Below are 25,063 nucleotides of genomic sequence, written 5' to 3'. Positions count from 1 at the left end.
ATGAGCAAGCAACCACACAAACAGCGAACGAGTCAACGACGCGCGCCGCTTCACGAGAAGCACAAGCAGGTCCGTGCGACGCTGTCCGACGACCTCCGAGAGGAGTACGGCCAGCGCAACGTCCGCGTCAACGCCGGCGACACCGTCGAGGTGCTCCGCGGCGACTTCGCCGGCGAGGAAGGCGAAGTCCTCGAGGTCCACCTCGACGACGCGGTCATCCACGTCGAAGACGTCACGCTCGAGAAGACCGACGGCGAGGAGGTCCCGCGACCGCTGGACACCTCGAACGTCCGCGTGACCGACCTGGACCTCGAAGACGAGAAGCGCGAGGCACGTCTCGAATCGGAGGATGATTCCGCATGAGTAACCACCAGAAGCGACTCTCGGTGCCCAACAGCTGGCCCGTAGAGCGCAAGACGGCGACGTTTACGGTCAAGGCCGGTGCCGGCCCGCACGGCGAGTCGGGGGTCCCCCTGCTCATCGTCCTGCGGGACGTGCTCGGCTACGCCGACAACCGCAAAGAAGCCCGCTACGCCCTCAACGAGGACAACGTCCTCATCAACGGCAAGGCCATCTCCGACGAGGAGCGTCCCGTCGGGATGTTCGACATCCTGGCGTTCACCGAACGCGAGGAGTACTACCGCGTGTTCCCCGGCGAGGGCGGTCGGCTGGCGCTGACCGCGATCGACCCGGACGCGGCCGAGTCCAAGCTCGGGAAGATCGTCACCAAGACGCGCGTTCCGGGCGGAGACGTCCAGCTCGGCCTCCACGACGGCGAGACGCTCGTCGTCGAGGACGACCAGACCTACGACGTCGGTGACTCCATCGTCGTCGGCAACGAGGACGGCGAGGTCGTCGCCCACTTCGAGTACGAGGAGGGCGCGCTCGTCACCGCCGTCGACGGCGCTCACGCCGGCGAGATCGGCGAGGTCGACGAGATTCAGGTCACGCCGGGTTCGGCCCAGAACAACGTGCTGGTCTCCCAGGACGACGGCGAAGGCTTCGAGACGGTCGAAGAGTACGTTGTCGTCATCGACGAGAACTTCACGGGTGATGACGATGAGTAGCGAGAGCGAAGTCGGCGGCGACTTCCACGAGATGCGCGAACCGCGCGTCGAGAAGGTCGTCGTCCACATGGGCATCGGCCACGGTGGCCGCGACCTCGCCAACGCCGAGGACATCCTCGGGGAGATCACCGGCCAGACGCCGGTGCGAACCAAGGCCAAGCGGACCGTCGGCGAGTTCGACATCCGCGAGGGCGACCCCATCGGCGCGAAGGTCACACTCCGCGACGAGGTCGCCGAGGAGTTCCTCGATACGGCGCTGCCGCTCGCCGACCTGTCGACGACGCAGTTCGACGACACCGGCAACTTCAGCTTCGGCGTCGAGGAACACACCGAGTTCCCGAGCCAGGAGTACGACCCGAGCATCGGGATCTACGGGCTGGACGTGACGGTCAACCTCGTCCGTCCCGGCTACCGTGTCGCGAAGCGCGACAAGGCGTCGCGCTCGATTCCGACGAACCATCGACTCAACCCGGCCGACGCGGTCGCCTTCGTCGAGTCGACCTACGACGTGGAGGTGAGCGAATGAGCGAAAGTGAAACCACAGACGAGCCCGATTCCGAGACGGCATCCAGCGAGCGGACTGGCCAGCTCGAGTCCTGTCAGCGCTGCGGGCGCGAACAGGGACTCGTCGGCAAGTACGACATCTGGCTGTGCCGCCAGTGCTTCCGCGAGATTTCGCGGGGCATGGGCTTCAAGAAGTACAGCTAACAATGACAGGGAACGACCCATTCGCCAACGCACTGTCGGCGCTCAACAACGCCGAAAGCGTCGGGCATCTAGAGCAGACTGTATCGCCCGCTTCGAACGAAATCGGCTCCGTACTCGAGGTCTTCTACGACCGCGGGTACATCGACGGGTTCAGCTTCGTCGACGACGGCAAAGCCGGTGAGTTCGAAGTCGAACTGAAAGGAGCCATCAACGAGTGTGGCCCGGTCAAGCCCCGCTACTCCGCGGGCGCCGACGAGTTCGAGAAGTGGGAGAAGCGGTTCCTCCCCGCCCGTGACTACGGGACGCTCGTCGTCACGACCAGCCACGGCGTCATGAGCCACTACGAGGCTCGTGAGGAGGGCGTTGGTGGCCAGGTCATCGCGTACGTATACTAACAATGCCACGAGTAGAACTGGAGATTCCGGAGGACGTGTCCGCCGAGCAGGACCATCTCGACGTCACCGTCGAGGGGCCCAACGGCAGTGTCACACGTCGGCTCTGGTACCCCGACATCGACGTGAGCGTCGACGGCGACGCCATCGCAATCGAGTCCGACGAGGACGACGCGAAGACGATGTCGACGATCGGTACCTTCGAGAGCCACATCGAGAACATGTTCCACGGCGTGACCGAGGGCTGGGAGTACGAGATGGAAGTCTTCTACTCTCACTTCCCGATGCAGGTCAACGTCGAGGGTGACGAAGTCGTCATCGAGAACTTCCTCGGCGAGAAGGCCGCACGCCGCACGACGATCCACGGCGACACGGACGTCGAGATCGACGGCGAGGAGCTCACGCTCACCGGCCCCGACATCGAGGCCGTCGGCCAGACCGCCGCGGACATCGAACAGCTCACGCGCATCAACGACAAGGACGTGCGCGTGTTCCAGGACGGGGTGTACATCACCCAGAAACCGAACCGAGGTGACGCCTGATGGCAGACAACCCCGACAACAAGAGCAGTGACGCCGACGCGAACGAAGAGGCGCTCACGCAGGGTGACGGCCCGCAGGAAGACGTCGAGTCGGAACAGCCACTCGACGGCGAGCGAGCCGAAGACCCCGACGAAATCGCAGAACAGGCCGAAGCGGACGACGAGTCCGGGGCCGAAGAAGACATGGAGCTGACCGATATCAGCGGCGTCGGCGACGCCAAGGCAGACGCGCTGCGCGACGCCGGCTTCGAGACGGTCGACGACGTTCGCGCCGCCGACCAGTCCGCGCTCGCGGATGTCGACGGCATCGGAAACGCGCTCGCTGCCCGAATCAAGGCCGACGTGGGTGGGCTCGAAGTCGAGTCCGAGACCGAGGCCGAAGTCGAAGAGGAAGGCGACGAGGCGGCCGAGGCCGACGAGGACGTGGAGACGGAACTCCAGGCCCGTGGCCTCACCGAGAAGACGCCGGACCTCGACGACGAGGAAGCGCGGCTGCTGGCCCAGCGACGACGGGTCGGCAAGCCGCAGTTCAATCGGCAGGACCACCACAAGAAAAAGCGCGTCTCGACATCGTGGCGCCGCCCGCGCGGCCAGCTCTCGAAGCAGCGCCGCGGCATCAAGGGCAAGGGCGACACGGTCGAGGCGGGCTTCCGCTCGCCGACCGCGGTCCGCGGCAAGCACCCCTCGGGCTTCGAGGAGGTCCGCGTACACAACGTGGACGACCTCGAGGGCGTCGACGGGGACACCGAAGCGGTCCGTATTGCCTCCAAGGTCGGCGCTCGCAAGCGCGAGCGAATCGAGGAGGCCGCCGAGGACGACGGTATTCGCGTCCTCAACCCCACCTACGTCGAAGTCGAGGTGAGTGAGTGATGACAGACCTCTCCGCACAGAAGCGACTCGCGGCTGACGTCCTCGACGTCGGGAAGAACCGCGTCTGGTTCAACCCCGAGCGACAGGGCGACATCGCAGACGCGATCACCCGCGAGGACGTTCGCGAACTGGTCGATGAGGGCGCCATCCAGGCGAAAGACGAGAAAGGCAACTCCCGGGGACGCGCCCGGGAGCGACAGCGGAAACGCGCCTACGGCCACCAGAAGGGAGCCGGTTCCCGGAAGGGCAAGGCCGGGGCGCGACAGGACCCCAAGGAGGATTGGGAGTCGCGCATCCGCGCACAGCGCAAGAAGCTGCGCGAACTGCGCGACGACGGCACGCTGTCGAGTTCGCAGTACCGCGACCTCTACGATAAGGCCGGCGGTGGCGAGTTCGACAGTGTCGCCGATCTCGAACGATACATCGACGCAAACCACGGTGACGCATAATGGCGACAGGACCACGATACAAAGTGCCGATGCGGCGACGCCGCGAGGCCCGAACCGATTACCATCAGCGGTTGCGCCTGCTGAAATCCGGCAAGCCCCGTCTCGTTGCTCGAAAGAGTAACAAACACGTCAGGGCGCAGCTGGTGACTCTCGGGCAGAACGGTGACGACACCCTCGCGTCCGCTCACTCGAGCGACCTCGCCGAGTACGGCTGGGAGGCTCCGACGGGCAACATGCCCTCGGCGTACCTCACCGGTCTGCTCGCCGGGCTTCGCGCACAGGAAGCGGGCGTCGAAGAAGCGGTGCTCGACATCGGCCTCAACAGCCCGACACCCGGAAGTAAAGTATTCGCGATCCAGGAGGGCGCGATCGACGCCGGCCTGGAGATCCCGCACAACGACGACGTACTCGCCGACTGGCAGCGCACGCGCGGTGCCCACATCGCCGAGTACGACGAGCAGCTCGACGAGCCGCTGTACAGCGGCGACTTCGACGCTGCCGATCTCCCGGAGCACTTCGACGAGCTCCGCGAGACCCTACTGGAAGGTGACATCGAACTATGAGTGCTAACAACGGATGGGAGCCGCGGACACGCCTCGGCAAGCAGGTCGTCGAAGGCGAAATCGACTCCATGCAGGAGGCGCTGAACTCCGGGCTCCCGCTGAAAGAATCGGAAGTCGTCGACCAGCTCGTTCCCGACCTGGAAGACGAAGTGCTGGACATCAACATGGTCCAGCGGATGACAGACTCCGGCCGCCGCGTGAAGTTCCGCTGCGTGGTCGCGGTCGGTAACCGCAACGGCCTCGTCGGCTACGCCGAGGGGCGAGACGACCAGGTCGGCGGTGCGATCCAGAAGGCGATCGACATCGCGAAGCTGAACCTCATCGACGTCTCCCGCGGCTGCGGGTCCTGGGAGTGTGGCTGTGGCCGTCCGCACACGGTCGCGCTGCGCACCGAGGGCAAGGCCGGGAGCGTCGAGGTCGAGCTCCAGCCGGCCCCGCGCGGGCTGGGCCTCGCGGGCGGAGAGACCGTCCGCAAGGTGCTCGAACTCGCCGGTATCGAGGACATCTGGACGCGCAGTAGCGGCAACACGCGGACCACGGTCAACTTCGCGAAGGCGACGTTCAACGCCCTCCAGAACACGGCCGAGGCCCGCGTGCCCGAACGGACCTTCGAGAAGCGAGAGGTGATCGAGTGATGCACGCGCTCGTCCAGCTCCGTGGCACGGTCAACATGGACAGCGACATCGAGGACACGCTGGAGATGCTCAACATCCACCACGTGAACCACTGCACGCTCGTTCCGGACACGGACGCCTACCGCGGCATGGTGACGAAGGTCAACGACTTCGTCGCCTACGGCGAGCCGAGCCAGGAGACGCTCGAAACGGTCCTGGAGACGCGCGCCGAGCCGCTCGAAGGCGACGCCGACGTCGACGACGAGTGGGTCGCCGAGAACACCGAGTACGACGACGTCGCCGGACTCGCGTGGGCGCTCATCTCCGAGGAGACGACGCTGCGAGAGCAGGGCCTCTCCCCGACGCTCCGTCTGCACCCGCCCCGCGGCGGCCACGACGGCATCAAGCACCCGGTCAAGGAAGGCGGTCAGATCGGGAAGCACGACACCGACGGTATCGACGACCTCCTGGAGGCGATGCGATAATGACGAGCAAGAAGCGACGACAGCGCGGTTCGCGAACCCACGGTGGCGGCTCGCACAAGAACCGACGCGGTGCCGGTCACCGTGGCGGTCGCGGTGCCGCCGGGCGCGACAAGCACGAGATGCACAACTACGAGCCGCTCGGCAAGAGCGGCTTCAAGCGCCCGCAGAAGGTCCAGGAGGACGTCGCGACGATCGACGTCCGCGAGATCGACGAGAACGTCACGCTCCTGGCTGCCGACGACGTCGCCGAGGTCGAAGACGGCGGCTTCCGCGTCGACGCGCGCGACGTCGTCGACGACGCCGAGGACGCCGACTACGTGAAGGTCCTCGGTGCCGGTCAGGTCCGACACGAGCTCACGCTCGTCGCCGACGACTTCTCCGAGGGCGCTCGTGAGAAGATCGAGGACGCCGGCGGCAGCGTCGAACTGACCGACCTCGGACAGGAACGGCAGGACGAGTCCGAAGCAGACGCGGACGAGGAATAACGACCGATGAGCTGGAAGGACACCGCCGAACCACTGCTCGTCCGGATGCCCGCAGTCCGCCGTCCGGAGGGCCACGTCCCGTTCAAGCGCAAGCTCACCTGGACCGGAGGCGTGTTGCTGATGTACTTCTTCCTGACGAACGTGAAGCTGTTCGGGCTGGACCTAGACGCCAGCCAGCAGGTGTTCGGACGCTTCTCGTCGATTCTCGCGTCCGGTCAGGGAAGCATCATGCAACTCGGCATCGGTCCCATCGTCACGGCGTCCATCGTGCTACAGCTCCTCGGTGGTGCGGACCTGCTGGGACTGAACACCCAGGAAGACCCGCGTGATCAGATCCTCTATCAGGGCCTCCAGAAGCTGCTGGTGCTCGTGATGATCTGCCTGACGGGGATCCCGATGGTGTTCGCCGGCAACTTCCTGCCCGCCGACACGGCGGTCGCGAGTTCGCTGGGGATCGGGACGGCCGGTGTCCAGTGGCTCATCTTCGCCCAGATGTTCGTCGGCGGTGTCCTCATCCTGTTCATGGACGAGGTCATCTCCAAGTGGGGCGTCGGCTCCGGTATCGGCCTGTTCATCGTCGCCGGCGTGAGCCAGCGACTCGTCGGCGGCGTGCTGACGACGCCGTTCATCGGGAACAGCGAAGGGATCCTCTACACCTGGTACCTGTTCATCACCGGCGAGCGCGGGACCGGACCGGTGCTTGCGGCCGACGGCCTCCAGACGGTGTTGCTCCAGGGCGAACTGCTCGGCCTGGTCACTACCGTGCTCATCTTCGCGGTCGTCGTCTACGCGGAGTCGGTCCGCGTCGAGATTCCGCTCTCGAACGCCCGCGTGAAAGGTGCGCGTGGCCGATTCCCGGTCAAGCTCATCTACGCCAGCGTCCTGCCGATGATCCTCGTCCGGGCGCTGCAGGCTAACGTTCAGTTCCTGGGCCGGATCCTCAACGCCCAGCTGGCGGAAGACATGCCCGCCTTCCTCGGTGCGTACGCCAACGGGCAGCCGACCAGCGGGCTGTTCTACTACCTCGCCCCCGTCCAGAGCCGCGTCGACTGGATGTGGTGGCTCGAAGGGAACACCCAACCGATCTGGCAGATCCTCATCCGCGTCGGCATCGACCTCACGGTCATGCTGGTCGGCGGCGCGATCTTCGCCGTCTTCTGGGTCGAGACGACCGACATGGGCCCGGAGGCGACGGCCAAGCAGATCCACAACTCCGGGATGCAGATCCCCGGCTTCCGCCAGAACGTCGGCGTCATCGAGAAGGTCCTCGAGCGCTACATCCCGCAGGTGACCATCATCGGCGGCGCGCTCGTCGGCCTCCTGGCCGTCATGGCCAACATGCTCGGCACTATCGGCGGCGTCTCCGGTACCGGGCTGCTGCTGACGGTCTCCATCACGTACAAGCTGTACGAGGAGATCGCCGAAGAGCAGCTCATGGAGATGCATCCGATGATGCGCCAGATGTTCGGCTGATCTGGGCCGCGTTCGGTCGACCGGCGGCCGATCACACCCGTTCTGCGTTTCACTTACCGACCGCCAGTGGGATTATCTGGACAATTGCGTCGTTGGGTGTCCAGTGAACCCGTGTTTGGTACTCCCTTGGGTAGTGTTTAGTTTGGAGCATTGTGCCAGCGAGCGAAACTCTGCAACCAATTTTCGGCTGTTTCCGGTTCGACGTGGCTGAAGCAGTTCGAGAACGACGAGGTTCGACGTTTCAGCTCTCGAAAAATTCGTTCGACAGCGTTCCGATTTCCGTGGCGACACATCTGAAATCGGAGGCCAGCACGTTGCAGCGCAGTTTGGAGGTGTTGAGCGCCATCAACGAGAAACACGGCAGTTTCGATATCGTGTTTTTGCCGAAGTTCGCGCAAGAAAATTTCTGTGAGGGTGGTCGTAGTCGTCGCAAACAACCGGATGTGAAGCAGTTGGTTCGTGTCTGGATCGGCAGCAGCGTACAGCCAGAATTGCTCGTCGTTGATGCGAATCACCGTTTCGTCGAGCGCGATTTGATTCGGAGATTTACCGGATTCGGGCTGTAAATCGGCTTTCTGCACCCAATCATGGATGGCTTTTCGACTGCGTTGGACACCCAGCGCTTCAAGCAGTTCGACGGTATTCGACAGCGAGAGACCCGCAACGTGCGATTGAATACCCAGCGCCATCGCCGACTCGGGTGTCCGCTCGCGCTCCACAAAATCCAAATCAATCCACTCTCTATTACCGCTGAGGCGTGTGATTTCTGCCATGGACAGCTGAAATCACTCTCGCCTCACTTTTCACGCTTAACTAAACACCGCCCTCCCTTGAGGGCATATATTTAATAGCGTCCTCAACTAAGTAGTCCCATGGCCGCATACGGCCGGCCGTCCCTTCGAGACTTGTTCGACGAATCACCGACCCCGCACATCGCGCATCCGCCGCGGAGTCACCATCGAGACTTCTACATCGCTACAGACGGGTCGTTCAAACCCCACAGCGGTGCGACAGTCACCGATGGCGATTCGAAGCGACCGACGGGCGGACTCGGTGTCGTCGTCGAGACGCTCGACGGCGAGCGCGTGGTCCGGCTGTCGGTCCCCGACACGTGCCCCGACAACAACGTCGCGGAGTATCGAGCGCTCCACCTGGGCCTCGACGTGCTCGCGGCGCGGGCACCGCCGAACGCCCGCGTCGGGCTCCTCATCGACCACGACCAGCTCGCGGCGAACGTCAACGCCGAGGTGCTGGCGACCCACGGCTCCGCGTACGACCCGCCCCACTCCGTGTCCGTCCCGCCAGCGACGGGGCTTCACTGGCGGGGAATTCAGGCGCGTATCAACGGCTTCGGCGAGGTCCGTGCCGCTCGCATCTCCGGGGACCGTAACCCCGCGCATCCGCTGGCGAACGCGCCCGACCAGTACGCCCACGTCAACGGCGAACCGGACCGCTGTGTCCTGCCGGAGTCCCCGTCGGTCGACGAGCGGGTCCCGCCGCCGTCGCGCGCGGAACGCGGCGGCGTCTCCGACTGAGCGGCCGGCCGCAGTGACCGTCCCGGAACCGGCGGCGATAGCCCGGTCGCTCGACTCCGTCCCTCGTTCCACTGACCGACAGTGGTCCCTCAGTCTCACGGATGGTCAGCCGGCCCTCTGAGCCGATCAGATATCGGGACTGACAGTACTTAGCTATAAATCTCAGATAGAGTTTCACGAACAGAGAGAGACGAAGGGGCCGTGTACAACACTCTGTAGTAGTCTGACACCGTTACATACAATCGATATAACGTATCAGAATTATCGAGCGCATTTCGGAGTACGTTCGGAGAACGCCACGGAGACCAAATTTTAAGTGATAGAATAAGTATACTATCGCGTGGGAGGTGCGTGTTCGATGAGTACGAGTAGCGACGGAACTCGCGGTTTCGATGGACAGCGATTCGAGCAGCCGCTGCCACCCCGGTCGCCGACACGGTACGACCTCGTGCTCGCGCTCATCCCGGCGGTGTTCGCGCTGACGCTCACCGCCGTGGCGCTCACGGACCTGACGCTCCGGACGGCCCTGACCGGCGCGTCGCTTATCGGCTCGCTGGCCGTCGTCGACGCGCTCTTTCTGAACCCGCCGACGCGCGGCGGCCGTGACGGGGCGTGACGCTGCTCCGGCGACTGATTAGAGACCGAGCAGTGTGCGTTCGGTTCTCGCCGTAGTAACAGCCGACGGCAGTCGAAACCGAGTAGCGGCGCGTCTCGCCGCTGCGATTACTCCTGTTGTGCGTCGACGACAGCGACGCCGGCGAGGTTCACGATGTCGCGACCACCTTTTTCGGCGTCGGGTGTGCTCGCGTTGCTCGCACACCGCTCCTTGAAAAACGTGGGTGAAAAAGCGCTCGCTACGCTCGCGTACCTACTCCTGCTGCGCGTCCACGACGGCGACGCCGGCGAGGTTCACGATGTCCTTGACCTCGTCGCCGCGCTGGAGGACGTGGACCGGCTTGTCCATGCCGACGAGCATCGGGCCGATGGCCTCGGCGCCACCGAGGCGCTGGAGCAGCTTGTAGCCGATGTTCCCGGCCTCCAGGTTCGGGAACACGAGGACGTTCGCGGCGTCGTCGAGTTCCGAGAACTCGTACGTCTCGTTGAGGATGTCCTCGACGACGGCGGTGTCGGCCTGCATCTCACCGTCGACAGGGAAGTCGACGCGGCCGTCGTTCTGCAGTCGCTCGACGGCACGTCGGATCTTGTACGTCCCTTCGTTGTCGACGCTGCCGAAGTTTGAGTACGACAGCATCGCGGCGCGCGGTTCGACGTTGAAACTCCGGGCCAGTTCGCCGGTGTGACGCGTGACTTCGGCGAGTACGTCGGTGTCGGGGTTCTGATTGACCGTGGTGTCGGCACAGAAGATGACGCGATTCTTGAACGTCAGCATGTAGACGCCGGCGGCGTAGTCGGCGTCGTCGGCCGTCCCGATGACCTGCAGCGGCGGGCGCAGCGCCGAGGGGTAGTGGTGGGTCAGGCCGGTCAGCATCGCGTCGGCGTCGCCCATCTCGACCATGACGCTGCCGAGATAGTTCCCGTCGCGGATCAGTTCGTCGGCCTCGCGGCGCGTGACGCCCTTTCGCTGGCGGAGTTCGTACAGGCGGTCGGCGTAGTCGGCCACGTCTGCCGTCTCGGGGTCGACGACCACGGGGTCGAACTCCAGGCCGAACTTCCGGCGCGTGGACTCGATGCGGTCGGCGTCGCCGATGAGGATGGGCTCGGCGATGCCCTGCTCGACGAGCTGGTAGGCCGCGCGGATCATCTTCTCGTCGTGGCCCTCCGCGAGGACGACCCGCTTCGGGTCGCTCTTGGCCTTGTTGAGGACGACCCGCATCATCTCGCGGGACTTGCCAAGCCGGGCTTCGAGCTTCTCGACGTAGTCCGTCGTGTCGATCTCCTTTCGCGCCGCGCCGCTCTCGATGGCCGCTCGGGCGACGGCGGGCGTCACCTCGAAGAGGACGCGCGGGTCGAGGGGTTTCGGAATGATGTAGTCCGGGCCGAACTGCAACGGCTGGTCGCCGTAGGCCTTGACGACCTCGTCGGGCACGTCCTGCTTGGCGAGGTCCGCGAGCGCGCGGGCCGCGGCGACCTTCATGTCCTCGTTGATCTCGGTCGCGCGCACGTCGAGCGCGCCGCGGAAGATGAAGGGGAAGCCGAGTACGTTGTTGACCTGGTTCGGGTAGTCAGAGCGCCCGGTCGCCATGATGACCGTGTCGTCGCGAGCGGTCTTGGCGTCCTCGTAGGCGATCTCCGGATCCGGGTTCGCCATCGCGAAGATGATCGGGTCGCTGGCCATCGACCGCACCATCTCCTGGTCGACGATGCCGCCGACGGAGAGCCCGACGAACACGTCGGCCCCACGCATCGCGTCGGCGAGGTCGCCCTCGGGAATGTCGCGGGCGAACTCCTGTTTGAACTCGTTGAGGTCCTCGTGGGCGGCGCGTTCCTCGGTGATGATCCCCGAGGAGTCACACATGGTGATGTTCTCCTTCTCGACGCCCAGCGAGACGTAGAACTTCGCCGACGCGATAGCGGAGGCCCCGGCGCCGGAGAAGACGACCTCTAGTTCGTCGAGTTCCTTGTCGGCAATCTCCGCCGCGTTGACCAGCGCTGCGCCGGAGATGATGGCGGTCCCGTGCTGGTCGTCGTGGAACACCGGGATGTCCAGATCCTCGCTCAGGCGGCGCTCGACCTCGAAGCACTCGGGCGCGGCGATGTCTTCGAGGTTGATGCCGCCGAAGGTCGGCTCCATCGCGCTGATCGTCTGGATCATCGACTCGGCGTCGTCCGTGTCGAGTTCGATGTCGAAGACGTCGATGTCGGCGAAGCGCTTGAACAGCACGCCCTTCCCCTCCATGACCGGCTTGCCGGCCTCGGGGCCGATGTCCCCCAGCCCGAGTACCGCCGAGCCGTCGGAGACGACGCCGACGAGGTTCCCCTTCGCCGTGTACTCGAAGGCCCGCTCGGCGTCCTTGTCGATCTCCTCGCACGGCGCGGCCACGCCGGGCGAGTACGCGAGCGAGAGGTCGCGCTGCGTGTTCGTCGGCTTCGTCGTCGCTATCTCGATCTTTCCTGGCGGCTCCCGCCGGTGATACTCGAGGGCGTCCTCGTCAAGTCCCATATCGCGGGGTCGAACGCATCCCTAAAAAAGACAACTTTACCGTCAATAAACGAGCGCTACACCGACAGTCGTCGAACCGGGAGCGAGCGGCGACCGACTCGGCGCTCAGGAGTCGTCGCTGGTCAGGTCGTCGACGCGGTCGGTGAGTTCGTCGACGGCGTCCTGCTGGCGTTCGGTCGCCGCCACGATCTGATTCGTCGCCGCCTCGGCGTCCTCGGCGTGCTCCTGGACGTCCTCGACCATCGCGGTGATGTCCTCGATGTCGGCGGCCTGGTCGTCGTTCGCGCTCGCGACCTCCTGAATCCCGTTCGTGGCCTCCTCGACCGCCTCCGAGATCTCGTCGAGCGCGTCGAGCGCCTGCGTGATCTCGGACTCGGCGCGCTCGATCTGCTCGTGGGTGGAGTCGACGATCTCGGTGGTCTCGGTCGCCTGATCCTGAATCGTGTTGATGCTCGCGGATATTTCGGAGGCGTACTCGCCGGTCTCGTTCGCCAGCGTCTTGACCTCGTCTGCGACGACGGCGAACCCGCTCCCGCTCTCGCCGGCGCGGGCGGCCTCGATGTTGGCGTTGAGCGCGAGCATGTTCGTCTGCTCGGCCACGTCGGCGATGATCTCGACGATCTCGCTCACCTCGTCCATCTGTTCGTCCAGGCCCTCGACGGTCTCGACGAGGTCCTGGCTCGTCTCGGTGAGGCCGTCGGTGACGTCCTTGACCGCCTCGCCCGCGTCCGACCCCTCTTCGGCGGCGTTCTTCGCGCGCTTGGCCGCCGACGCGACCTCGCTCGACGTGGCGGCGACCTCTTCCATCCCGGCCCCGATGTTCTGGATGTTCTCGGCGGCCCTGCTCAGCGACTCGGACTGCTGGCTCACCCGCTCCTCGACGGTCTCTGCTGAGGACGCCGTCTGTCCGATGGTCGCGGCGAGTTCCTGGGCCTGCTCGTCGACCTTGTGGGTCAGCTGCTGGACCTGCTCGGCCATGTCGTTGAGCGACGTGACGACCTCGTAGAGCTGGTCGTCGACGTACTCCTCGTTCTCGTCGCGGTCGAAGGACGCCCGGGCGTCGAGTCGGCCGTTCTGGAGCGCCGTCATCGTCGATTTGACCTCCTCGACCAGTTCCGTCACCGCCTCGTGGCGCATCGCCTCGTTTGTCCGGTCCTGGACCATCTCGACCACGGCGACGAGTTCGTCCCCGTCGTATATCGGTGCCGCGCTGAACGAGATGTGTCGCTCGCTGCCGTACTGGTCGGCCATCACGCTCGTGTCGCGGTACAGCGTGAAGTCCGCGTCCTCGACCTTCGGCACGTCGTACTCCTCGTGGGTCCGTTCCGGCGCGTCGAGGACCTTGTCGGCGAGCGTCTTCCCCCGGCGTCCGTCCGGGTAAAACGCCATGCTCGCCATCTCCATCTCCATTGCCTCCGATTCGGAGACGCCGGTGAGCTCCTCGATCGAACTGTTCCACGTGAGGATGTCGCCGTCCGTCCCGAGGACGAACAGTGGCGTGCCGATGTGATCGAGCACGCTGTGGAAGTTCAGGCCGGTAACAGAAGTGTCGGCCGCTGCCCGCGACGCCGCAGAATCGTCGGCGTCCGCGTAGGCGTCGATGCCTGTTCGCGTCACGAACTGGGTCGTTTCGAGCCCGTCGTGGAGTTCGTTCTCCACCGAATCGAGTGTGGCGCGCGCGTCGGCATCGAGCTCCTGTCGGAGGTGGTCGAACGCGGCCTCGACGAGCGACTCGACGACGAAGCCCTGCGACGCGACGAACTCGTCGGGGCCGATGCCGTCTCGCTCGTACTCGGCGACCAGGTCGCGGACGGTCGACGGCTCAAGCGCGAACTGGCGCTCGACGTGTCGTCGCCCGACTTCGGCGGCGTCGTCGCCGTCGAAGACATCGGCGAGCCGAGGCGACTCGGCGTCGATGGCGTCCTCCAGAAAGCGCGCCTGTCCCTCTACGACGCCCGCTCCCCCGTCGGATCGCGGCCGCGACGAGTCCCCCGTCCGTGGATCCCGCTCACGTATCCGTTCGGCGATGTCTTCCAACATAATCTGACTGGCTTCTGGTCTTTCGTTCACCCGCATAAAATTGGTCCTAATAATATCACGGACGATAATCACGGACCGCCGTGCGCGAAAAGAGCACATAAGTACGTGCGACCGAAGAACTAGCTATGACCACCCGTTTCCGCCGACTGGTGGCGACGACGACCGTCCTGACGTTCGCCCTCATCCTCCTCGGCGTGTACACCGGCGCTGTCGGTGCGGGACTGACCTGTGCGGCGCGCTGGCCGTTCTGTGACGGCTGGATGGGACTGTTTCCGGCCAACTGGGCGAGCTTCGTCGAGTGGTTCCACCGCCTCGTCGCGATGATCACCGGCTTCGCCATCCTCGGCTCGACGATCGCCGCCTGGCGCGGTGAGTACAGCCGGCGGATCAGGCTCTCGACGGCCGTCGCGACGGTCGTCCTCCCGGTCCAGATCCTGCTGGGCGCGAACACCATCTTCAACTTCGGCGTGCTGGCCCAGGTACTGCACCACGGCGCTGCACAGCTCATCTTCGGCGCGATGGTCGCGGCCACCGCGTGGGCCTACAGCGACACGGGCGACGCGGAGACGGCGCAGGCCGCCGACAGCGCCCGGGCGGCCAGCGCGGACGACTGAGGCGGTCGACCGTGCGGACAGTTCGAGCCACTCCACGTTCGGCGGAAAACTGGACGGAACTACCACGTGGATTGTAAATCCTTCGTAAGACTCATATCTGTCGGCGATTTCGCAATGCGTATGTCCGAGAATCGAACGTCACGACGCGAGTACCTCACGGTCGTCGGTAGCACCGCGGTCACGCTTTCGGTCGCCGGCTGTATGGGCGGCGGTGGCGGTGGCGGCGACGAGAACGAAGTCGTCGCCGGGACCGCTCCGGGGTTCCCGCCCTTCGAGATGAAGCAGGAGGGCGAACTCGTCGGGTTCGACATCGACCTGCTCGAGGCGGTCGTCGACGAGACCGACTACACGCTGACGGGCTGGAAGGAGTTCGAGTTCAAGTCGCTGATCCCCGCATTGACGAACGACAACATCGACGTGGTCGCGGCGGGAATGACCATCAACGACGAGCGCGACCAGACCATCGACTTCACCGACCCGTACTACAGTTCGAACCAGGCCATCGTGGTCCGGGCCGAGGGCGACTTCTCGCCGGGCTCGCTGTCCGACCTCTCGGGACGTACGGTCGGAGCCCAGAAGGGGACCACCGGCGAGAGCGTCGTCCAGGAACAGCTCATCGACGGCGGCTCCCTCTCGGCGGACAACTACAACTCCTACGGAAACTACGTGCTGGCGGTCGAGGACCTCCAGAACGGTAACATCGACGCCGTCGTCATCGACCAGCCGGTCGCCGAGACGTTCGCCGCACAGCGTCCCGTCGCTATCGCGTTCACCTACGAGACCGGCGAGAACTTCGGGTTCGGCGTCCGTGAGGACGACGACGAGTTCACGCAGGCGCTCAACAGCGGTCTGGCCGCGGTCCGAGACGGCAGTACCTATCAGGACCTGACCAACGAGTGGTTCGGCCAGCAGTGACCGATGCACGCGTTCCCGTTGCAGAGTGACTGGGCGTTCGTCCTCGGCAGCCTCGACCTGCTGGCCGAGGGGCTGGGCGTCACGGTCGCGCTGACCGCGGCCAGCATCACCCTCGGGTTCCTGCTCGGCTTTCCGGCCGGGGCGGTGGAGGTGTACGGACGCGGCCCACTCGCGAGCGTCGTCGAGACGGCCGGCGTCGTCCTGCGCGGAACGCCGCTGCTGGTCATCATCATCATCCTGTTCTTCGTCGTCTCCGTCTCGAGCAGCGCGTTCGTCACGGCGGCCGTCGCGCTCGGCCTCCGGAGCGGGGCCTACCAGTCACAGATTTTCCGCGGCGCGCTCCAGAGCGTCGACGAGGGCCAACTGGAGGCCGCCCGTTCCATCGGGATGGGCCGCCTGCAGGCCATCCGGCACGTCGTCGTCCCGCAGGCGCTCAGACGGAGCGTTCCCGGCTTTCAAAACGAGTTCACCATCGTCCTGAAAGACACCAGCATCGCCATCGTCATCGGCCTCGGCGAACTGCTGACCGTCGGACAGAACCTGTATCAGGGCGGGCAGTCGACCGCGGCACTGGAGATCTTCCTCACCGTGAGCCTCATCTACTTCGTCCTGACCGTCACCACGAACCGCACGCTCGACTACGTCGACGACTACTTCACCATCCCCGGGGGTGAGCAGGCGTGAGCGACCCGCTGTTGCGCCTCGAGGACGTGTACAAGTCCTACGGCGACGAGCAGGTCCTCTCCGGCGTCAGCTTCGAGATGGACACCGGCGACGTGGACGTGGTCATCGGGCCGAGTGGTTCGGGAAAGTCGACGATGTTGCGCTGCGTGAACCGACTGACCGAAATCGACAGCGGGGCCATCTACCTCGACGGCGACTGCGTCACCGACGCCGACACCGACGTGAACGAGCTTCGCAAGCAGGTCGGGATGGTGTTTCAGGACTTCAATCTCTTCGCACATCTGACCGCGCTTGGCAACGTCACGCTCGGCCTGCGGAAGGTCCGCGGGATGGAGCAGTCGGCCGCCCGCGAGAAGGGGTACGAACACCTCGAACAGGTGGGGCTGCTCGACCAGGCGGACTCCTACCCCGCCGAACTCTCGGGCGGGCAGAAACAGCGCGTCGGCATCGCCCGGGCGCTCGCGATGGATCCGAAGCTTCTGCTGTTCGACGAGCCGACCAGCGCGCTCGACCCCGAACTCGTCGGCGAGGTCGTCGAGGTGATGCGCGACCTCGCGGCCGAGGGGATCACGATGCTCGTCGTCAGCCACGAGATGGGCTTCGCCCGCTCGGCGGCGTCGGACATCATCTTCCTCGACGGCGGCGAAATCGTCGAACACGGCCCGCCCGAACAGCTCTTCGAGAATCCGAAAGCCGACCGGACCAGGGAGTTCCTCGGTCGCCTGCAGACCGAACACGAGGGAGGGTGACGGATGGGGGCCGAGACACAGGAGTCCGCGTCGACGGCCGGCGGCCGGACGGTCCGCGCTCGGGCCGCCGACCTGACCGACCAGCCGCTCACCGCGCTCGCCGTCGCCCTCTTCTGGGCGTGGCTCGTCGTCCGATGGACGAACGACTTCCTCCTCGGCGGCTCGCTCGCTCCCCGCGGCACGTCGTTCTTCCCGACCGCGCCGCTCGAGTTCGCGGCGACAACGCTGTCCGGCGTCGCGGCGGACCTCGGCGTCGTCGGCCTCCCGTTTCGGTGGCTCGCGGGCCTCGTCGGGTTCGTCGCGGCCTCGATCCCCTACCTGCCGGAACTGGCGACCGGCGTGTGGGCGACCGTCCTGCTGACCGTCTCGGGCATCGCCTTCGGGTTCGTCATCGCCGTCCCGCTCAGCATCGCCCGGGTGTACGGCGGGGTGGTCATCCGGTCCGTGGCGCTGGCCTACACGGAACTGTTCCGGGGCACGCCGCTGCTGGCCCAGCTGTTCGTGCTGTACTTCGCGACGCCGCTGACGATCTACATCCGCGAACTGCCCGCCGTCGGGACCGGGTTCGTGCCCGCCCAGGCGTTCTGGGTCGCGGTCGTCGCGTTCACCCTCAACAGCGCGGCCTACCAGTCCGAGTACATCCGCTCGGCGCTGAACTCCGTCCCCGAGGGCCAGCTCACCGCCGCGCGCTCGATCGGCCTCTCGAAGATCGAGGGGATCCGCCACGTCGTCCTGCCACAGGGGCTGCGCTACGCCATCCCCGGCTGGTCGAACGAGCTCGTCTACCTCATCAAGTACTCTTCGCTCGCGAGCTTTATCACCGTCCGGGAGCTGTTCGAGCGGGCCGACGCCATCGCCAGCGAGACCTACCGCTACACGGAGCTGTTCGTCCTCGCCGGCCTGCTGTACCTCGCGCTGGTCGTCTCCGCGTCGCTGCTGATGGACGCCGTCGAACGCCACGTCGCGATTCCCGGCCTCGGCACGTCCGGCCGGTGACTACATGAAATCGGAGAGCCCGGACTGCTGGTCGTCGTCTTCGGCCGCCTCGCTCGCGGATTCGGCCTCCTCGTCCGTACCGGTCGCCGTCTCCGCCGCGTCGTCCCCGAGCGTCACCTGCTGATCGGACGGCTCGTCGCCGTCGTCGGCTGACTCGTCTCCCTCTCCGCCGCTCGCGCCGTCAGCTTCGCCCCCCGCGTCGGCGCTCGCGCCCTCGAACGCGCCACCGGAGTGTTCGACGGCCGCTTCCTCGCGGAGCGCTTCCGCGTCCTCGACGATGGACTGGACCTTGTTCGTGTCCTTGCCGGACCCCGTGACGAACGAGACGTGCTCGGCTTCGAGGTCGTAGGTGGCCGCCATCGCCACCGTCAGGTCGCGGTTCCGGCAGTGGTGAGTCATCGTCGAGAGGAAGGGCAGGATCTCCCGGCGGGCCGTCCGCATCGAGACGCCGTCGATGGTCGCGATCTGCTGGGCGACGTAGTCGCGGGTGTTTCGCGTTCCCTTCGAACGCCCGAGCTTCGACCAGTAGCTCGGCGGGCCGTAGCGGGTCCACCCGCCCTTCGTGCCGTCGCGGGCCGCGGCGACGCCGGCGGTCATGTTGTCGCCGGCGTAGCGCCAGAACGAGTAGTTCTGCGTCTCGCGGACCCGTCCGAGCCACTGGTCGGCGTTCGAGAGATAAGCGTAGGCGCGGACCAGTTCGGCACCCTCGTAGTCCTTGGGCATGTTGTCCTCGATCCAGTTGATGAGGTCGTCAGGCGTCTCGTCCACGTCGTAACTGGCTTCCAGGGCCTCCTGTGCGCCCGCCTCCTTGAGCACTACGTCGAGGTACTCGAAGATGCCCTCGGTGGTGTCTCGCTCGCCGGTCACCACGTCCTCGGCGGTGAGGCGCTCGGTCGTCTCGGCGATGGCCTGGAGGTCCTTGACCGCGCCCCGCAGGTCGCCGCTGTTCTGCTCGGCGATGGCCTCCAGCGCGTCGGCCTCGTACTCGACACCCTCCTGTCGACAGAGGTCCCGGAGCACGGGAACGATGGACCGCGGCGACACGTCGCGGAACTCGATGTCCCGGCAGTTGTTCCGCAGGCCGTTGGACATGTCGTAGTACTCGTTCGCGATGAGGATCATCGGCTGGCTGGCCTCCTTGACCAGCGCCGTGACAGCCCGTGAGCCGCCGCGGTCGGCGTTGCCGTGGATGTTGTCCGCCTCGTCCATGATGACGAGTCGACGGCCCCCGCCGCCGGCGGTGAGCGTCCCCGACTTGGCGGCCTCGCCGGCCACCCGCTCGATGACGTCTTTCGTCCGCGAGTCGCTGGCGTTGAGTTCGATGGTCGGCCATCCCATGTCGTTGGCCAGCGCGTGCGCGGCGGAGGTCTTCCCGATGCCGGGCGAGCCGTGGAGGACGACCGCCTCGCGGTGGTCCTCCCAGGTGTCCGCCCACTCCTTGAGCGCGTTGCGGGCCTTGTCGTTGCCCCGCACTTCCGACAGCGTCGTCGGGCGGTACTTCTCCGTCCAGTCCATTGGGACGTGGTTGGCGCGACCGGCGTTTAGGGATTGCGGAGCGTCACTCGTCGGTCGCAGTCTTCAGATCCAGACGTGGCGCGACCGAGTCGTATGCATCGTCGCTCGAGACGATGGTGTCGCCATCCGACTCGACGAGATGGAGCGCGTCGAAGGGTGTGAACCCGTGATCTTCGACGTATGTCGCCGCCGCCACGACCGTTTCCACGTCGCCGTGTACCTCGACCAGCCCGGCGGCGTTCGCAACGACCCGCTCCGTGTTCCTGTCCTCCCGATAGGCGACCATGAGCAGTTCGATGAGCGTGAACTGGGACGTCCACAGGTCGTCTCGGTGCTCCCGATACACCGATTCCGCGGCCGAACCCAGCCAGTCTTCGTCTTTGATCAGGGCGAGCAGGAAGTCCGTCTCCGCGTACATTCAGCGACCCGCCTCGTCGAGTGCAGCCTCACGGGCCGCATCGCGGAGTTCGTCGGCCGACTTCTCTACGTCGGCGAACTCGTTTCGGAGCGCATCGAGCGGGTCGTTCGCGACCGGAACCAACTTGATTCCGTCGTGGAGTTCGACGATCTGATAGCGGTCGCCGTATCGCTCTCGGACCTCTTTCGGTAACGTGAGGCGGCCGCGGTCGTCCAGCGTCGTCTCGGACATACGCGTCGATAAGGTGGGTGGAAAGTAAAAACCTCCCCTGATATTCAAATGGTCCCACTCTGTCCGAATCGACCCATACAGTTCCCCGTTCGGCCAGATGGGACGATACACCTCACAGCCAGAAGACATATCCCGACCAGTCGACGTTGCCCAGTCATGAGTGACACAGTCCGCCGAAGCTACGCCGCCGGTGCCGTCGCCGGCGTCGCCGCGTTCGCCCTCGCGTACGTCCTCGTCTACGCGCTCAGCATCTCGGTGGTCCGCGACGCGCTGTTGACCGAGATCGCCGAGGCGTTCGGCGACGAGCGGGCGGCCTGGAAGATCGTCGGCTGGGTGTTCTTCAACGCCCAGTTCGTGACGACGACGATCACCGTCGACGTTCCGTTCATCGGTGGCACGTCCGCGGTCAACTTCGTCGCCGAGAACGACGCGCTGTCGCCGGTCCTGTACGTCATCCCGCCCGCGCTGTTGACGGCCGCGGGCGTCGCGACGGCGCGTCTCGGCGGTGTGACCGACCTCGGGCGGGCGGTCCGCGTCGGTCCCGCCGTCGCGCTCGGCTACCTCCCGCTGTCGGTCCTCGGGACGGTCCTGTTCACCGTCACCGCCGGCGAGGCCGGCCGAGGTGCGCCGACCCTGCTGACCGCGGTGGTCGTCGCCGGCGGCCTCTACCCGGTCGTCTTCGGGACCGTCGGGGCCGCGCTGGCGTCGACACTCGACGGCTCGTAGCGAGCGCACGCCGCGGAAGTTTATCCGGGAAGCCGCGGCAAACCCGGAACAGCCGTGTCCCCGTCCCGTCCCACCGCTCGTCTCGCCCGCGACCGCCGCGGTGTCACGCCCGTCGTTGGCGTGGCGCTCATGCTCTCGCTCACCGTCCTCCTGGCCGCGGTGGTCGGCGGGTACGCGATGAGCGCCGCGGCAGACCCGGCCCAGCCGACCCCGACCGTCGCTCGCTCGACGGGGAGTTTCGAGGCCGGACCCTCCGGCGGATGCGGGGACAACACGGTACAAATTCGTCACGAGGGCGGCGAACGGATCGCGCCGGAAGACATCGAGGTCGTGGTTCGACTCCCCGACGCCGACGCCCAGGCGCGGCTAGTCGACCTTCCGGTGTCCGGGACCGCTCTCGGGCCGTCCGCCGTCGAAGACCCCGACAACGTGGTCTACGACTACTGCGTCGGCGGCGCCGTCGCCAACGGCGGACGGGCGTGGACGGCGGGGCGGGTCATCGAGTTCCAGTTGAACGCCGGCGGTGGGACGGTCGACCCGGGCGATCCAATCGAGGTGTCCGTCGTCCACGAGCCCTCCGGCGGCATCGTCGCGTCGGTCGAACTGACGGCTCGTGATACGTGATCGTCGTTCCGACACCCTTTTATTCGAGACACGCCACCGTGTGAACTAATGGCAGGGGGCGCGCGCGACGATCTCGCGGAAAAGATGGCGGGGGAGGTAGCGCTGAGCGACGAACCGGGCGCGACCCTCCGAAAGTGGCGCACGGACTTCGACGTGGCCCAGACGGAACTCGCAGAGCAACTCGACGTGTCGCCGTCCGTCGTGTCCGACTACGAGAGCGGGCGGCGGGACAACCCCGGTATCGGCGTCGTCAGACGGCTCGTCGTCGCTCTGCTCGACATCGACGAGGGCCGGGGCGGCGATCACATCCGCCAACACGCCCGCGTTCTCTCGGCTGGCTTCGACAGCGACGTGGTCCACGACCTCAGGGAGTACTCGGCAAACGTGCCGGTGGAGCGCGTCTACGACGCCACCGACGCCGAAGAGCTGTTCCGTGGCAGCCAGGACACCGTCGCGGGACACACCGTCATCAACTCCATCGCGGCCATCACGCGGCTCTCCTCCGACGAGTTCTACCAGCTGTACGGGCAGTCGACCAACCGCGCGCTCGTGTTCACGAACGTGACCCGTGGGGAGTCTCCACTCGTAGCGCTCCGGGTCGTCTCCCCGACGCCCAACGCCGTTATCCTCCACGGTCTGAACGACGACGCCGTCTGGGAGCACGCAGAGGACCTCGCGCGCATCGACGACTTCTCACTGGCGATCACCGATATGGACCTCGATTCGCTCCTGGGCGGCCTGCGGACGCTTCCCTAGTTCTCCCAGTAGGCGTTTCCAGTTCGTTTTCGAGAACCGCGCTTCGCGCGCCGCTCGAATTTTCCGAGGGGCTTCGCTCCGCTCAGCCCCTCGCTACTCACGGGTCGCATTCGCTCCCCGTTCGCTTTCGAGGGCCGCGCTTCACGCGCCCCTCGCTACTCTCGCGGCTTCGCCGCTCGAATTTTCCGAGGGACTTCGCTTCGCTCAGTCCCTCGCTACTCCACGTACCGATACTTCCGCTCACCCATCCGGCCCCAGCCGTCGAAGACGAACTCCTGCTCGGGCGGGGTGAACTCCTCCACGTCGGCGTCGGTGTCGTGGTTGTGTACGTCGTGGATCTGTTCGTACTCCTCGAAGGTGATGTCGTGGCGGTTTCGGATCTGCGTGTCCACGTTGAGTGCTGCGATCTCCTCTTCCCAGCCGGGAACGATCGTCTCGGCGTGGACCTCGGCCTGCGCGCCGGAACCGTAGGAGGCGACCAGTAGCTTGGCGTCGTCGAGGTCGAGCCCGTTCTCGCGAGCGTGCTTGAGACCCGCGGCGCGGGCGATGTGGACGGAGCCGGTGTACCAGTTCCCGACTTCGCGGGAGATCTCCAGCGTCGGCTCGATGGCGTCGGCGTACCAGTCCTTGTAGCGCTCCGTCTCGGTCAGGGCGTCGGTGTACTCCTTGATGGCGGCGTAGAACTCGTCGTCGGTCTCGAACTCTTCGCGGACCGGCTGGTGACCGATCTCCTCGGCGAGCAGGTCCTCCACGTCGGTCCCGCGGACGATGTGGCGGTAGCCCAGGGCCGCGGCCTTCCGCACCATCCCGGGGAACGGCGTGTGGAACGGAATCATCTCGTAGTCGCCCGGGTGGATGTCGCCGGCCACCTCGGCGAAGTCGTCGAGCGCCTCGCGCATGCGGGCGAGGTAGACGTTCACCGAGCGCTTGCCGTCGACCGACGGGAACTGCTGGTTCGGCTTGAGGAAGTCCGTCTCGTCGGCGCTCCCGAAGCCCTGCTCGGCGGAGAGTTCGACGAGATTCGGGTCCTCGTCGACGAGCATGGCGACCGCACCGGCACCCTGCGTGGCCTCGCCGGGGTCGTCGCGGGCGTACAGCGCGGTGTCGGTGGCGATGACGAGCGCGGCGCGCCCGCGGTTGCGGCCCGCGCGAATCCAGTTGTACGCGTCGTCCAAGCTCTGTGTTCCGGCGATGCAGGCGAACTTCCGCTCGCCCTTGTTGGCGTGGTGGAAGTCCTCGTCGTACACCTGTTCGAGACAGCCGGCGACGTACGTCGACACCGGCTTTGAATTGTCGAAGGCGCTCTCGGTCGCAACGTCGATGCGACCGATGTCGTCGGGCGTCAGCCCCTTGCGCTCCATCAGGCGGTAGGCGGCGTTCGACGCCATCGTGACGATGTCCTCGTACACGTCGGGGAACGACGAAGCGCGCAGCCCCAGTCCCTTCGTGTACTTCCCCGGATCGTCGCCCTGGGCCGGCGCGAACGTCTCGGCGAGGTCGAGTTTGAGCTTCCCGGTCCAGATTTCCATGGCGTCGATACCGACTGCAGTCATACACGCACGAACAATGCGATTGTATATGGGTTTGTCGACTCTAGCATCGACAGCTGTCTAATACAGTGGTCGACAGCGTGGAAACCGGCCAGTCGCTATCCGCTCTCTGTCCCCGTCGTTTCCGTGCTGAAGCCGAAATCGACGATGCACTCGCCCTCGACAGCGTCGTACGGTTCGTCCGGTGACGGCACGGCGCGCGACCAGGCCGTGTTGTTGACCACCAACCGGTACGCGCCCGGCGAGACGGTGACACGCTTATCCCTAACGTTGGTCTCGTGGAACTGTGAAATCTCCACCAGGTGTCGAGCGCGGTACTCGCGCTGGAACGCCTGGTACTCCTCTTCAGTGAACAGGAGCACGTCGACCGGCGGTCCCCGACGGACGATCAGGTCGTAGGTGAGCGCGAACTGTTCGGACGCCTCGATGGCGTAGTCCTGATACGTGTCTTCTTCCAGTCGGAACGTGGCCTCCATCGACCGCCGGTTCGTCGAAGGCGTTGGCTGCGGCGTCTCCGTCTCGACCTGGATGCGCGCGGGGTTGTTCGCGGAACCGCCAGTCGAGGCCGAGGCGGACTGCTGGGGCGTCGCGGTGTCGCCGGCCGACGGTGCACCGTTCGCCGGCGTCGAAACCGTGGCGCGCTCGGGCGTTGCGGGCGACCGCGACGCTGTCGCCTCGGGGACCGGCGTCGTGTCCGATTCCTGTCGTGAACGCGTTCCGAGACACCCAGCAGAGAACGTGGCGAGCAGCGCCACCCCGAACCCGCGGCGCGACAGGTCATCCATATCTCAGGACACTCATGGACCGTTAAGATGTTTACGGGCGTGTTTTCGTCGCTGGTAATCGGCGGTGCGATTTCGTCCAAACATATTTGTGGAGTGAAAGCCGACCCTACGGTACTCGTATCAGCCTCCAAATACATGTTCTCGAATCGTCATCTCT

General features: G+C 65.8%; 31 protein-coding genes. 23 read left to right on the top strand and 8 right to left on the bottom strand.

Going from position 1 to position 25,063, the window contains the following annotated elements:
• The 13 genes from rplX (at position 1) to secY (ending at position 7,647) form a co-directional block, all read left to right on the top strand.
• Positions 1-363 (top strand): 50S ribosomal protein L24, encoded by a 363-nt coding sequence (gene rplX / locus ACOZ4I_RS11760; RefSeq protein WP_423999735.1) that lies wholly within the window; start codon positions 1-3, stop codon positions 361-363.
• Positions 360-1,067 (top strand): 30S ribosomal protein S4e, encoded by a 708-nt coding sequence (locus tag ACOZ4I_RS11755; protein WP_423999733.1) that lies wholly within the window; start codon positions 360-362, stop codon positions 1,065-1,067. Before rplX ends, ACOZ4I_RS11755 begins: the two co-directional genes overlap by 4 nt.
• The gene (locus ACOZ4I_RS11750; protein ID WP_423999731.1) at positions 1,060-1,593 is read left to right on the top strand and encodes a 50S ribosomal protein L5; all 534 of its coding nucleotides are present in this window, start codon (positions 1,060-1,062) and stop codon (positions 1,591-1,593) included. The genes ACOZ4I_RS11755 and ACOZ4I_RS11750 overlap by 8 nt, the downstream gene beginning before the upstream one ends.
• Entirely contained in the window at positions 1,590-1,775 is a 186-nt protein-coding gene (locus ACOZ4I_RS11745; RefSeq protein ID WP_053967660.1) for a 30S ribosomal protein S14, read from the top strand. The genes ACOZ4I_RS11750 and ACOZ4I_RS11745 overlap by 4 nt, the downstream gene beginning before the upstream one ends.
• 2 nt (positions 1,776-1,777) lie before the next feature.
• On the top strand, positions 1,778-2,170 hold the full coding sequence (locus tag ACOZ4I_RS11740; protein ID WP_423999728.1) for a 30S ribosomal protein S8: 393 nt from the start codon (positions 1,778-1,780) through the stop codon (positions 2,168-2,170).
• A 2-nt stretch (positions 2,171-2,172) separates the two neighbouring features.
• Positions 2,173-2,709 carry a 50S ribosomal protein L6 gene (locus ACOZ4I_RS11735; protein ID WP_423999726.1) on the top strand — a complete coding sequence of 179 codons (537 nt, stop codon included), beginning with the start codon at positions 2,173-2,175 and terminating at the stop codon, positions 2,707-2,709.
• Between the two features lie 182 nt (positions 2,710-2,891).
• Positions 2,892-3,578, top strand: coding sequence for a 50S ribosomal protein L32e (locus ACOZ4I_RS11730; RefSeq protein WP_424004804.1), 687 nt, complete (start codon positions 2,892-2,894; stop codon positions 3,576-3,578).
• Positions 3,578-4,027 (top strand): 50S ribosomal protein L19e, encoded by a 450-nt coding sequence (locus tag ACOZ4I_RS11725; RefSeq protein WP_423999724.1) that lies wholly within the window; start codon positions 3,578-3,580, stop codon positions 4,025-4,027. The genes ACOZ4I_RS11730 and ACOZ4I_RS11725 overlap by 1 nt, the downstream gene beginning before the upstream one ends.
• Entirely contained in the window at positions 4,027-4,590 is a 564-nt protein-coding gene (locus ACOZ4I_RS11720) for a 50S ribosomal protein L18 (RefSeq protein WP_162412839.1), read from the top strand. The genes ACOZ4I_RS11725 and ACOZ4I_RS11720 overlap by 1 nt, the downstream gene beginning before the upstream one ends.
• Entirely contained in the window at positions 4,587-5,225 is a 639-nt protein-coding gene (locus ACOZ4I_RS11715; RefSeq protein WP_162412840.1) for a 30S ribosomal protein S5, read from the top strand. Before ACOZ4I_RS11720 ends, ACOZ4I_RS11715 begins: the two co-directional genes overlap by 4 nt.
• The gene (rpmD, locus tag ACOZ4I_RS11710) at positions 5,225-5,689 is read left to right on the top strand and encodes a 50S ribosomal protein L30 (protein WP_423999721.1); all 465 of its coding nucleotides are present in this window, start codon (positions 5,225-5,227) and stop codon (positions 5,687-5,689) included. The genes ACOZ4I_RS11715 and rpmD overlap by 1 nt, the downstream gene beginning before the upstream one ends.
• Positions 5,689-6,174, top strand: a complete 486-nt coding sequence (locus ACOZ4I_RS11705; protein ID WP_423999719.1) for an uL15m family ribosomal protein — start codon at positions 5,689-5,691, stop codon at positions 6,172-6,174. The genes rpmD and ACOZ4I_RS11705 overlap by 1 nt, the downstream gene beginning before the upstream one ends.
• Positions 6,175-6,180: 6 nt before the next feature.
• A complete protein-coding gene (gene secY / locus ACOZ4I_RS11700) occupies positions 6,181-7,647 on the top strand; it encodes a preprotein translocase subunit SecY (RefSeq protein ID WP_423999717.1) in 1,467 nt (488 codons plus the stop codon).
• Positions 7,648-7,784: 137 nt separating this feature from the next.
• Here secY and ACOZ4I_RS11695 read toward each other — a convergent pair whose 3' ends face one another.
• Positions 7,785-8,420, bottom strand: coding sequence for an IS6 family transposase (locus tag ACOZ4I_RS11695; RefSeq protein WP_423999715.1), 636 nt, complete (start codon positions 8,418-8,420; stop codon positions 7,785-7,787).
• A 99-nt stretch (positions 8,421-8,519) separates the two neighbouring features.
• Here ACOZ4I_RS11695 and ACOZ4I_RS11690 point away from each other — a divergent pair, with 99 nt between their 5' ends.
• Together ACOZ4I_RS11690 and ACOZ4I_RS11685 are read left to right on the top strand one after the other, a co-directional pair.
• Positions 8,520-9,182, top strand: coding sequence for a ribonuclease H (locus ACOZ4I_RS11690; RefSeq protein ID WP_162412844.1), 663 nt, complete (start codon positions 8,520-8,522; stop codon positions 9,180-9,182).
• Positions 9,183-9,540: 358 nt separating this feature from the next.
• Positions 9,541-9,798: a hypothetical protein gene (locus ACOZ4I_RS11685; protein ID WP_423999713.1), complete on the top strand. Its 258-nt coding sequence runs from the start codon at positions 9,541-9,543 to the stop codon at positions 9,796-9,798.
• Positions 9,799-10,050: 252 nt separating this feature from the next.
• On the opposite strand, the gene ACOZ4I_RS11680 is transcribed toward ACOZ4I_RS11685, so the two are convergent.
• Positions 10,051-12,303, bottom strand: a complete 2,253-nt coding sequence (locus ACOZ4I_RS11680) for an NADP-dependent malic enzyme (RefSeq protein ID WP_423999711.1) — start codon at positions 12,301-12,303, stop codon at positions 10,051-10,053.
• 105 nt (positions 12,304-12,408) lie between these two features.
• A complete protein-coding gene (locus ACOZ4I_RS11675; RefSeq protein WP_423999709.1) occupies positions 12,409-14,343 on the bottom strand; it encodes a methyl-accepting chemotaxis protein in 1,935 nt (644 codons plus the stop codon).
• 125 nt (positions 14,344-14,468) lie between these two features.
• On the opposite strand from ACOZ4I_RS11675, the gene ACOZ4I_RS11670 reads away from it, so the two are divergent.
• The 5 genes from ACOZ4I_RS11670 to ACOZ4I_RS11650 all read left to right on the top strand — a co-directional run bounded on the left by ACOZ4I_RS11670 (position 14,469) and on the right by ACOZ4I_RS11650 (position 18,301).
• A complete protein-coding gene (locus ACOZ4I_RS11670; protein WP_423999707.1) occupies positions 14,469-14,957 on the top strand; it encodes a COX15/CtaA family protein in 489 nt (162 codons plus the stop codon).
• A 120-nt stretch (positions 14,958-15,077) separates the two neighbouring features.
• Positions 15,078-15,872: a basic amino acid ABC transporter substrate-binding protein gene (locus ACOZ4I_RS11665; protein WP_423999705.1), complete on the top strand. Its 795-nt coding sequence runs from the start codon at positions 15,078-15,080 to the stop codon at positions 15,870-15,872.
• A gap of 3 nt (positions 15,873-15,875) precedes the next feature.
• Positions 15,876-16,556 carry an amino acid ABC transporter permease gene (locus ACOZ4I_RS11660; RefSeq protein ID WP_423999703.1) on the top strand — a complete coding sequence of 227 codons (681 nt, stop codon included), beginning with the start codon at positions 15,876-15,878 and terminating at the stop codon, positions 16,554-16,556.
• A complete protein-coding gene (locus ACOZ4I_RS11655; protein ID WP_423999701.1) occupies positions 16,553-17,305 on the top strand; it encodes an amino acid ABC transporter ATP-binding protein in 753 nt (250 codons plus the stop codon). Before ACOZ4I_RS11660 ends, ACOZ4I_RS11655 begins: the two co-directional genes overlap by 4 nt.
• Before the next feature lie 3 nt (positions 17,306-17,308).
• Positions 17,309-18,301 (top strand): amino acid ABC transporter permease, encoded by a 993-nt coding sequence (locus ACOZ4I_RS11650; RefSeq protein WP_423999699.1) that lies wholly within the window; start codon positions 17,309-17,311, stop codon positions 18,299-18,301.
• On the opposite strand, the gene ACOZ4I_RS11645 is transcribed toward ACOZ4I_RS11650, so the two are convergent.
• The 3 genes from ACOZ4I_RS11645 to ACOZ4I_RS11635 are packed head-to-tail and all read right to left on the bottom strand — an operon-like array spanning position 18,302 to position 20,465.
• Positions 18,302-19,816: a replication factor C large subunit gene (locus ACOZ4I_RS11645; RefSeq protein WP_423999697.1), complete on the bottom strand. Its 1,515-nt coding sequence runs from the start codon at positions 19,814-19,816 to the stop codon at positions 18,302-18,304. It abuts the gene before it with no gap.
• 43 nt (positions 19,817-19,859) lie between these two features.
• Entirely contained in the window at positions 19,860-20,234 is a 375-nt protein-coding gene (locus ACOZ4I_RS11640; protein WP_423999695.1) for a PIN domain-containing protein, read from the bottom strand.
• Positions 20,235-20,465 carry an AbrB/MazE/SpoVT family DNA-binding domain-containing protein gene (locus tag ACOZ4I_RS11635; protein WP_423999693.1) on the bottom strand — a complete coding sequence of 77 codons (231 nt, stop codon included), beginning with the start codon at positions 20,463-20,465 and terminating at the stop codon, positions 20,235-20,237. It lies immediately after the preceding gene.
• A 156-nt stretch (positions 20,466-20,621) separates the two neighbouring features.
• On the opposite strand from ACOZ4I_RS11635, the gene ACOZ4I_RS11630 reads away from it, so the two are divergent.
• From ACOZ4I_RS11630 to ACOZ4I_RS11620, 3 genes are read left to right on the top strand one after another with little or no spacing between them, the layout of a single operon-like run.
• Positions 20,622-21,191, top strand: a complete 570-nt coding sequence (locus tag ACOZ4I_RS11630) for a hypothetical protein (protein ID WP_423999691.1) — start codon at positions 20,622-20,624, stop codon at positions 21,189-21,191.
• A 54-nt stretch (positions 21,192-21,245) separates the two neighbouring features.
• Positions 21,246-21,815, top strand: a complete 570-nt coding sequence (locus ACOZ4I_RS11625; protein ID WP_423999689.1) for a type IV pilin — start codon at positions 21,246-21,248, stop codon at positions 21,813-21,815.
• Between the two features lie 48 nt (positions 21,816-21,863).
• Positions 21,864-22,571: a helix-turn-helix domain-containing protein gene (locus tag ACOZ4I_RS11620; protein WP_423999687.1), complete on the top strand. Its 708-nt coding sequence runs from the start codon at positions 21,864-21,866 to the stop codon at positions 22,569-22,571.
• A 215-nt stretch (positions 22,572-22,786) separates the two neighbouring features.
• Here the strand turns inward: ACOZ4I_RS11620 and hmgB are convergent, their stop codons facing one another.
• Both hmgB and ACOZ4I_RS11610 read right to left on the bottom strand, forming a co-directional pair.
• Positions 22,787-24,124, bottom strand: coding sequence for a hydroxymethylglutaryl-CoA synthase (gene hmgB / locus ACOZ4I_RS11615; protein ID WP_423999685.1), 1,338 nt, complete (start codon positions 24,122-24,124; stop codon positions 22,787-22,789).
• Positions 24,125-24,219: 95 nt separating this feature from the next.
• Positions 24,220-24,906: a hypothetical protein gene (locus ACOZ4I_RS11610; protein ID WP_423999683.1), complete on the bottom strand. Its 687-nt coding sequence runs from the start codon at positions 24,904-24,906 to the stop codon at positions 24,220-24,222.
• Between the last annotated feature and the right edge of the window lie 157 nt (positions 24,907-25,063).

Origin of the sequence: Haloarcula salina (genome assembly GCF_049603855.1) — an archaeon.
Classification (GTDB): Archaea; Halobacteriota; Halobacteria; order Halobacteriales; family Haloarculaceae; genus Haloarcula; species Haloarcula salina_A.
The sequence above is the reverse complement of the archived record's forward strand: the minus strand, read 5'-3'. Positions and strand labels throughout refer to the sequence as shown.

Excerpts from the sequence above, each read along its gene's own strand:
- rplX (WP_423999735.1), top strand. The coding sequence starts at position 1 with ATGAGCAAGCAACCACACAAACAGCGAACGAGTCAACGACGCGCGCCG.
- ACOZ4I_RS11755 (WP_423999733.1), top strand. The coding sequence starts at position 360 with ATGAGTAACCACCAGAAGCGACTCTCGGTGCCCAACAGCTGGCCCGTA.
- ACOZ4I_RS11750 (WP_423999731.1), top strand. The coding sequence starts at position 1,060 with ATGAGTAGCGAGAGCGAAGTCGGCGGCGACTTCCACGAGATGCGCGAA.
- ACOZ4I_RS11745 (WP_053967660.1), top strand. The coding sequence starts at position 1,590 with ATGAGCGAAAGTGAAACCACAGACGAGCCCGATTCCGAGACGGCATCC.
- ACOZ4I_RS11740 (WP_423999728.1), top strand. The coding sequence starts at position 1,778 with ATGACAGGGAACGACCCATTCGCCAACGCACTGTCGGCGCTCAACAAC.
- ACOZ4I_RS11735 (WP_423999726.1), top strand. The coding sequence starts at position 2,173 with ATGCCACGAGTAGAACTGGAGATTCCGGAGGACGTGTCCGCCGAGCAG.
- ACOZ4I_RS11730 (WP_424004804.1), top strand. The coding sequence starts at position 2,892 with ATGGAGCTGACCGATATCAGCGGCGTCGGCGACGCCAAGGCAGACGCG.
- ACOZ4I_RS11725 (WP_423999724.1), top strand. The coding sequence starts at position 3,578 with ATGACAGACCTCTCCGCACAGAAGCGACTCGCGGCTGACGTCCTCGAC.
- ACOZ4I_RS11720 (WP_162412839.1), top strand. The coding sequence starts at position 4,027 with ATGGCGACAGGACCACGATACAAAGTGCCGATGCGGCGACGCCGCGAG.
- ACOZ4I_RS11715 (WP_162412840.1), top strand. The coding sequence starts at position 4,587 with ATGAGTGCTAACAACGGATGGGAGCCGCGGACACGCCTCGGCAAGCAG.
- rpmD (WP_423999721.1), top strand. The coding sequence starts at position 5,225 with ATGCACGCGCTCGTCCAGCTCCGTGGCACGGTCAACATGGACAGCGAC.
- ACOZ4I_RS11705 (WP_423999719.1), top strand. The coding sequence starts at position 5,689 with ATGACGAGCAAGAAGCGACGACAGCGCGGTTCGCGAACCCACGGTGGC.
- secY (WP_423999717.1), top strand. The coding sequence starts at position 6,181 with ATGAGCTGGAAGGACACCGCCGAACCACTGCTCGTCCGGATGCCCGCA.
- ACOZ4I_RS11695 (WP_423999715.1), bottom strand. The coding sequence starts at position 8,420 with ATGGCAGAAATCACACGCCTCAGCGGTAATAGAGAGTGGATTGATTTG.
- ACOZ4I_RS11690 (WP_162412844.1), top strand. The coding sequence starts at position 8,520 with ATGGCCGCATACGGCCGGCCGTCCCTTCGAGACTTGTTCGACGAATCA.
- ACOZ4I_RS11685 (WP_423999713.1), top strand. The coding sequence starts at position 9,541 with ATGAGTACGAGTAGCGACGGAACTCGCGGTTTCGATGGACAGCGATTC.
- ACOZ4I_RS11680 (WP_423999711.1), bottom strand. The coding sequence starts at position 12,303 with ATGGGACTTGACGAGGACGCCCTCGAGTATCACCGGCGGGAGCCGCCA.
- ACOZ4I_RS11675 (WP_423999709.1), bottom strand. The coding sequence starts at position 14,343 with ATGTTGGAAGACATCGCCGAACGGATACGTGAGCGGGATCCACGGACG.
- ACOZ4I_RS11670 (WP_423999707.1), top strand. The coding sequence starts at position 14,469 with ATGACCACCCGTTTCCGCCGACTGGTGGCGACGACGACCGTCCTGACG.
- ACOZ4I_RS11665 (WP_423999705.1), top strand. The coding sequence starts at position 15,078 with ATGTCCGAGAATCGAACGTCACGACGCGAGTACCTCACGGTCGTCGGT.
- ACOZ4I_RS11660 (WP_423999703.1), top strand. The coding sequence starts at position 15,876 with ATGCACGCGTTCCCGTTGCAGAGTGACTGGGCGTTCGTCCTCGGCAGC.
- ACOZ4I_RS11650 (WP_423999699.1), top strand. The coding sequence starts at position 17,309 with ATGGGGGCCGAGACACAGGAGTCCGCGTCGACGGCCGGCGGCCGGACG.
- ACOZ4I_RS11645 (WP_423999697.1), bottom strand. The coding sequence starts at position 19,816 with ATGGACTGGACGGAGAAGTACCGCCCGACGACGCTGTCGGAAGTGCGG.
- ACOZ4I_RS11640 (WP_423999695.1), bottom strand. The coding sequence starts at position 20,234 with ATGTACGCGGAGACGGACTTCCTGCTCGCCCTGATCAAAGACGAAGAC.
- ACOZ4I_RS11635 (WP_423999693.1), bottom strand. The coding sequence starts at position 20,465 with ATGTCCGAGACGACGCTGGACGACCGCGGCCGCCTCACGTTACCGAAA.
- ACOZ4I_RS11630 (WP_423999691.1), top strand. The coding sequence starts at position 20,622 with ATGAGTGACACAGTCCGCCGAAGCTACGCCGCCGGTGCCGTCGCCGGC.
- ACOZ4I_RS11620 (WP_423999687.1), top strand. The coding sequence starts at position 21,864 with ATGGCAGGGGGCGCGCGCGACGATCTCGCGGAAAAGATGGCGGGGGAG.
- hmgB (WP_423999685.1), bottom strand. The coding sequence starts at position 24,124 with ATGACTGCAGTCGGTATCGACGCCATGGAAATCTGGACCGGGAAGCTC.
- ACOZ4I_RS11610 (WP_423999683.1), bottom strand. The coding sequence starts at position 24,906 with ATGGATGACCTGTCGCGCCGCGGGTTCGGGGTGGCGCTGCTCGCCACG.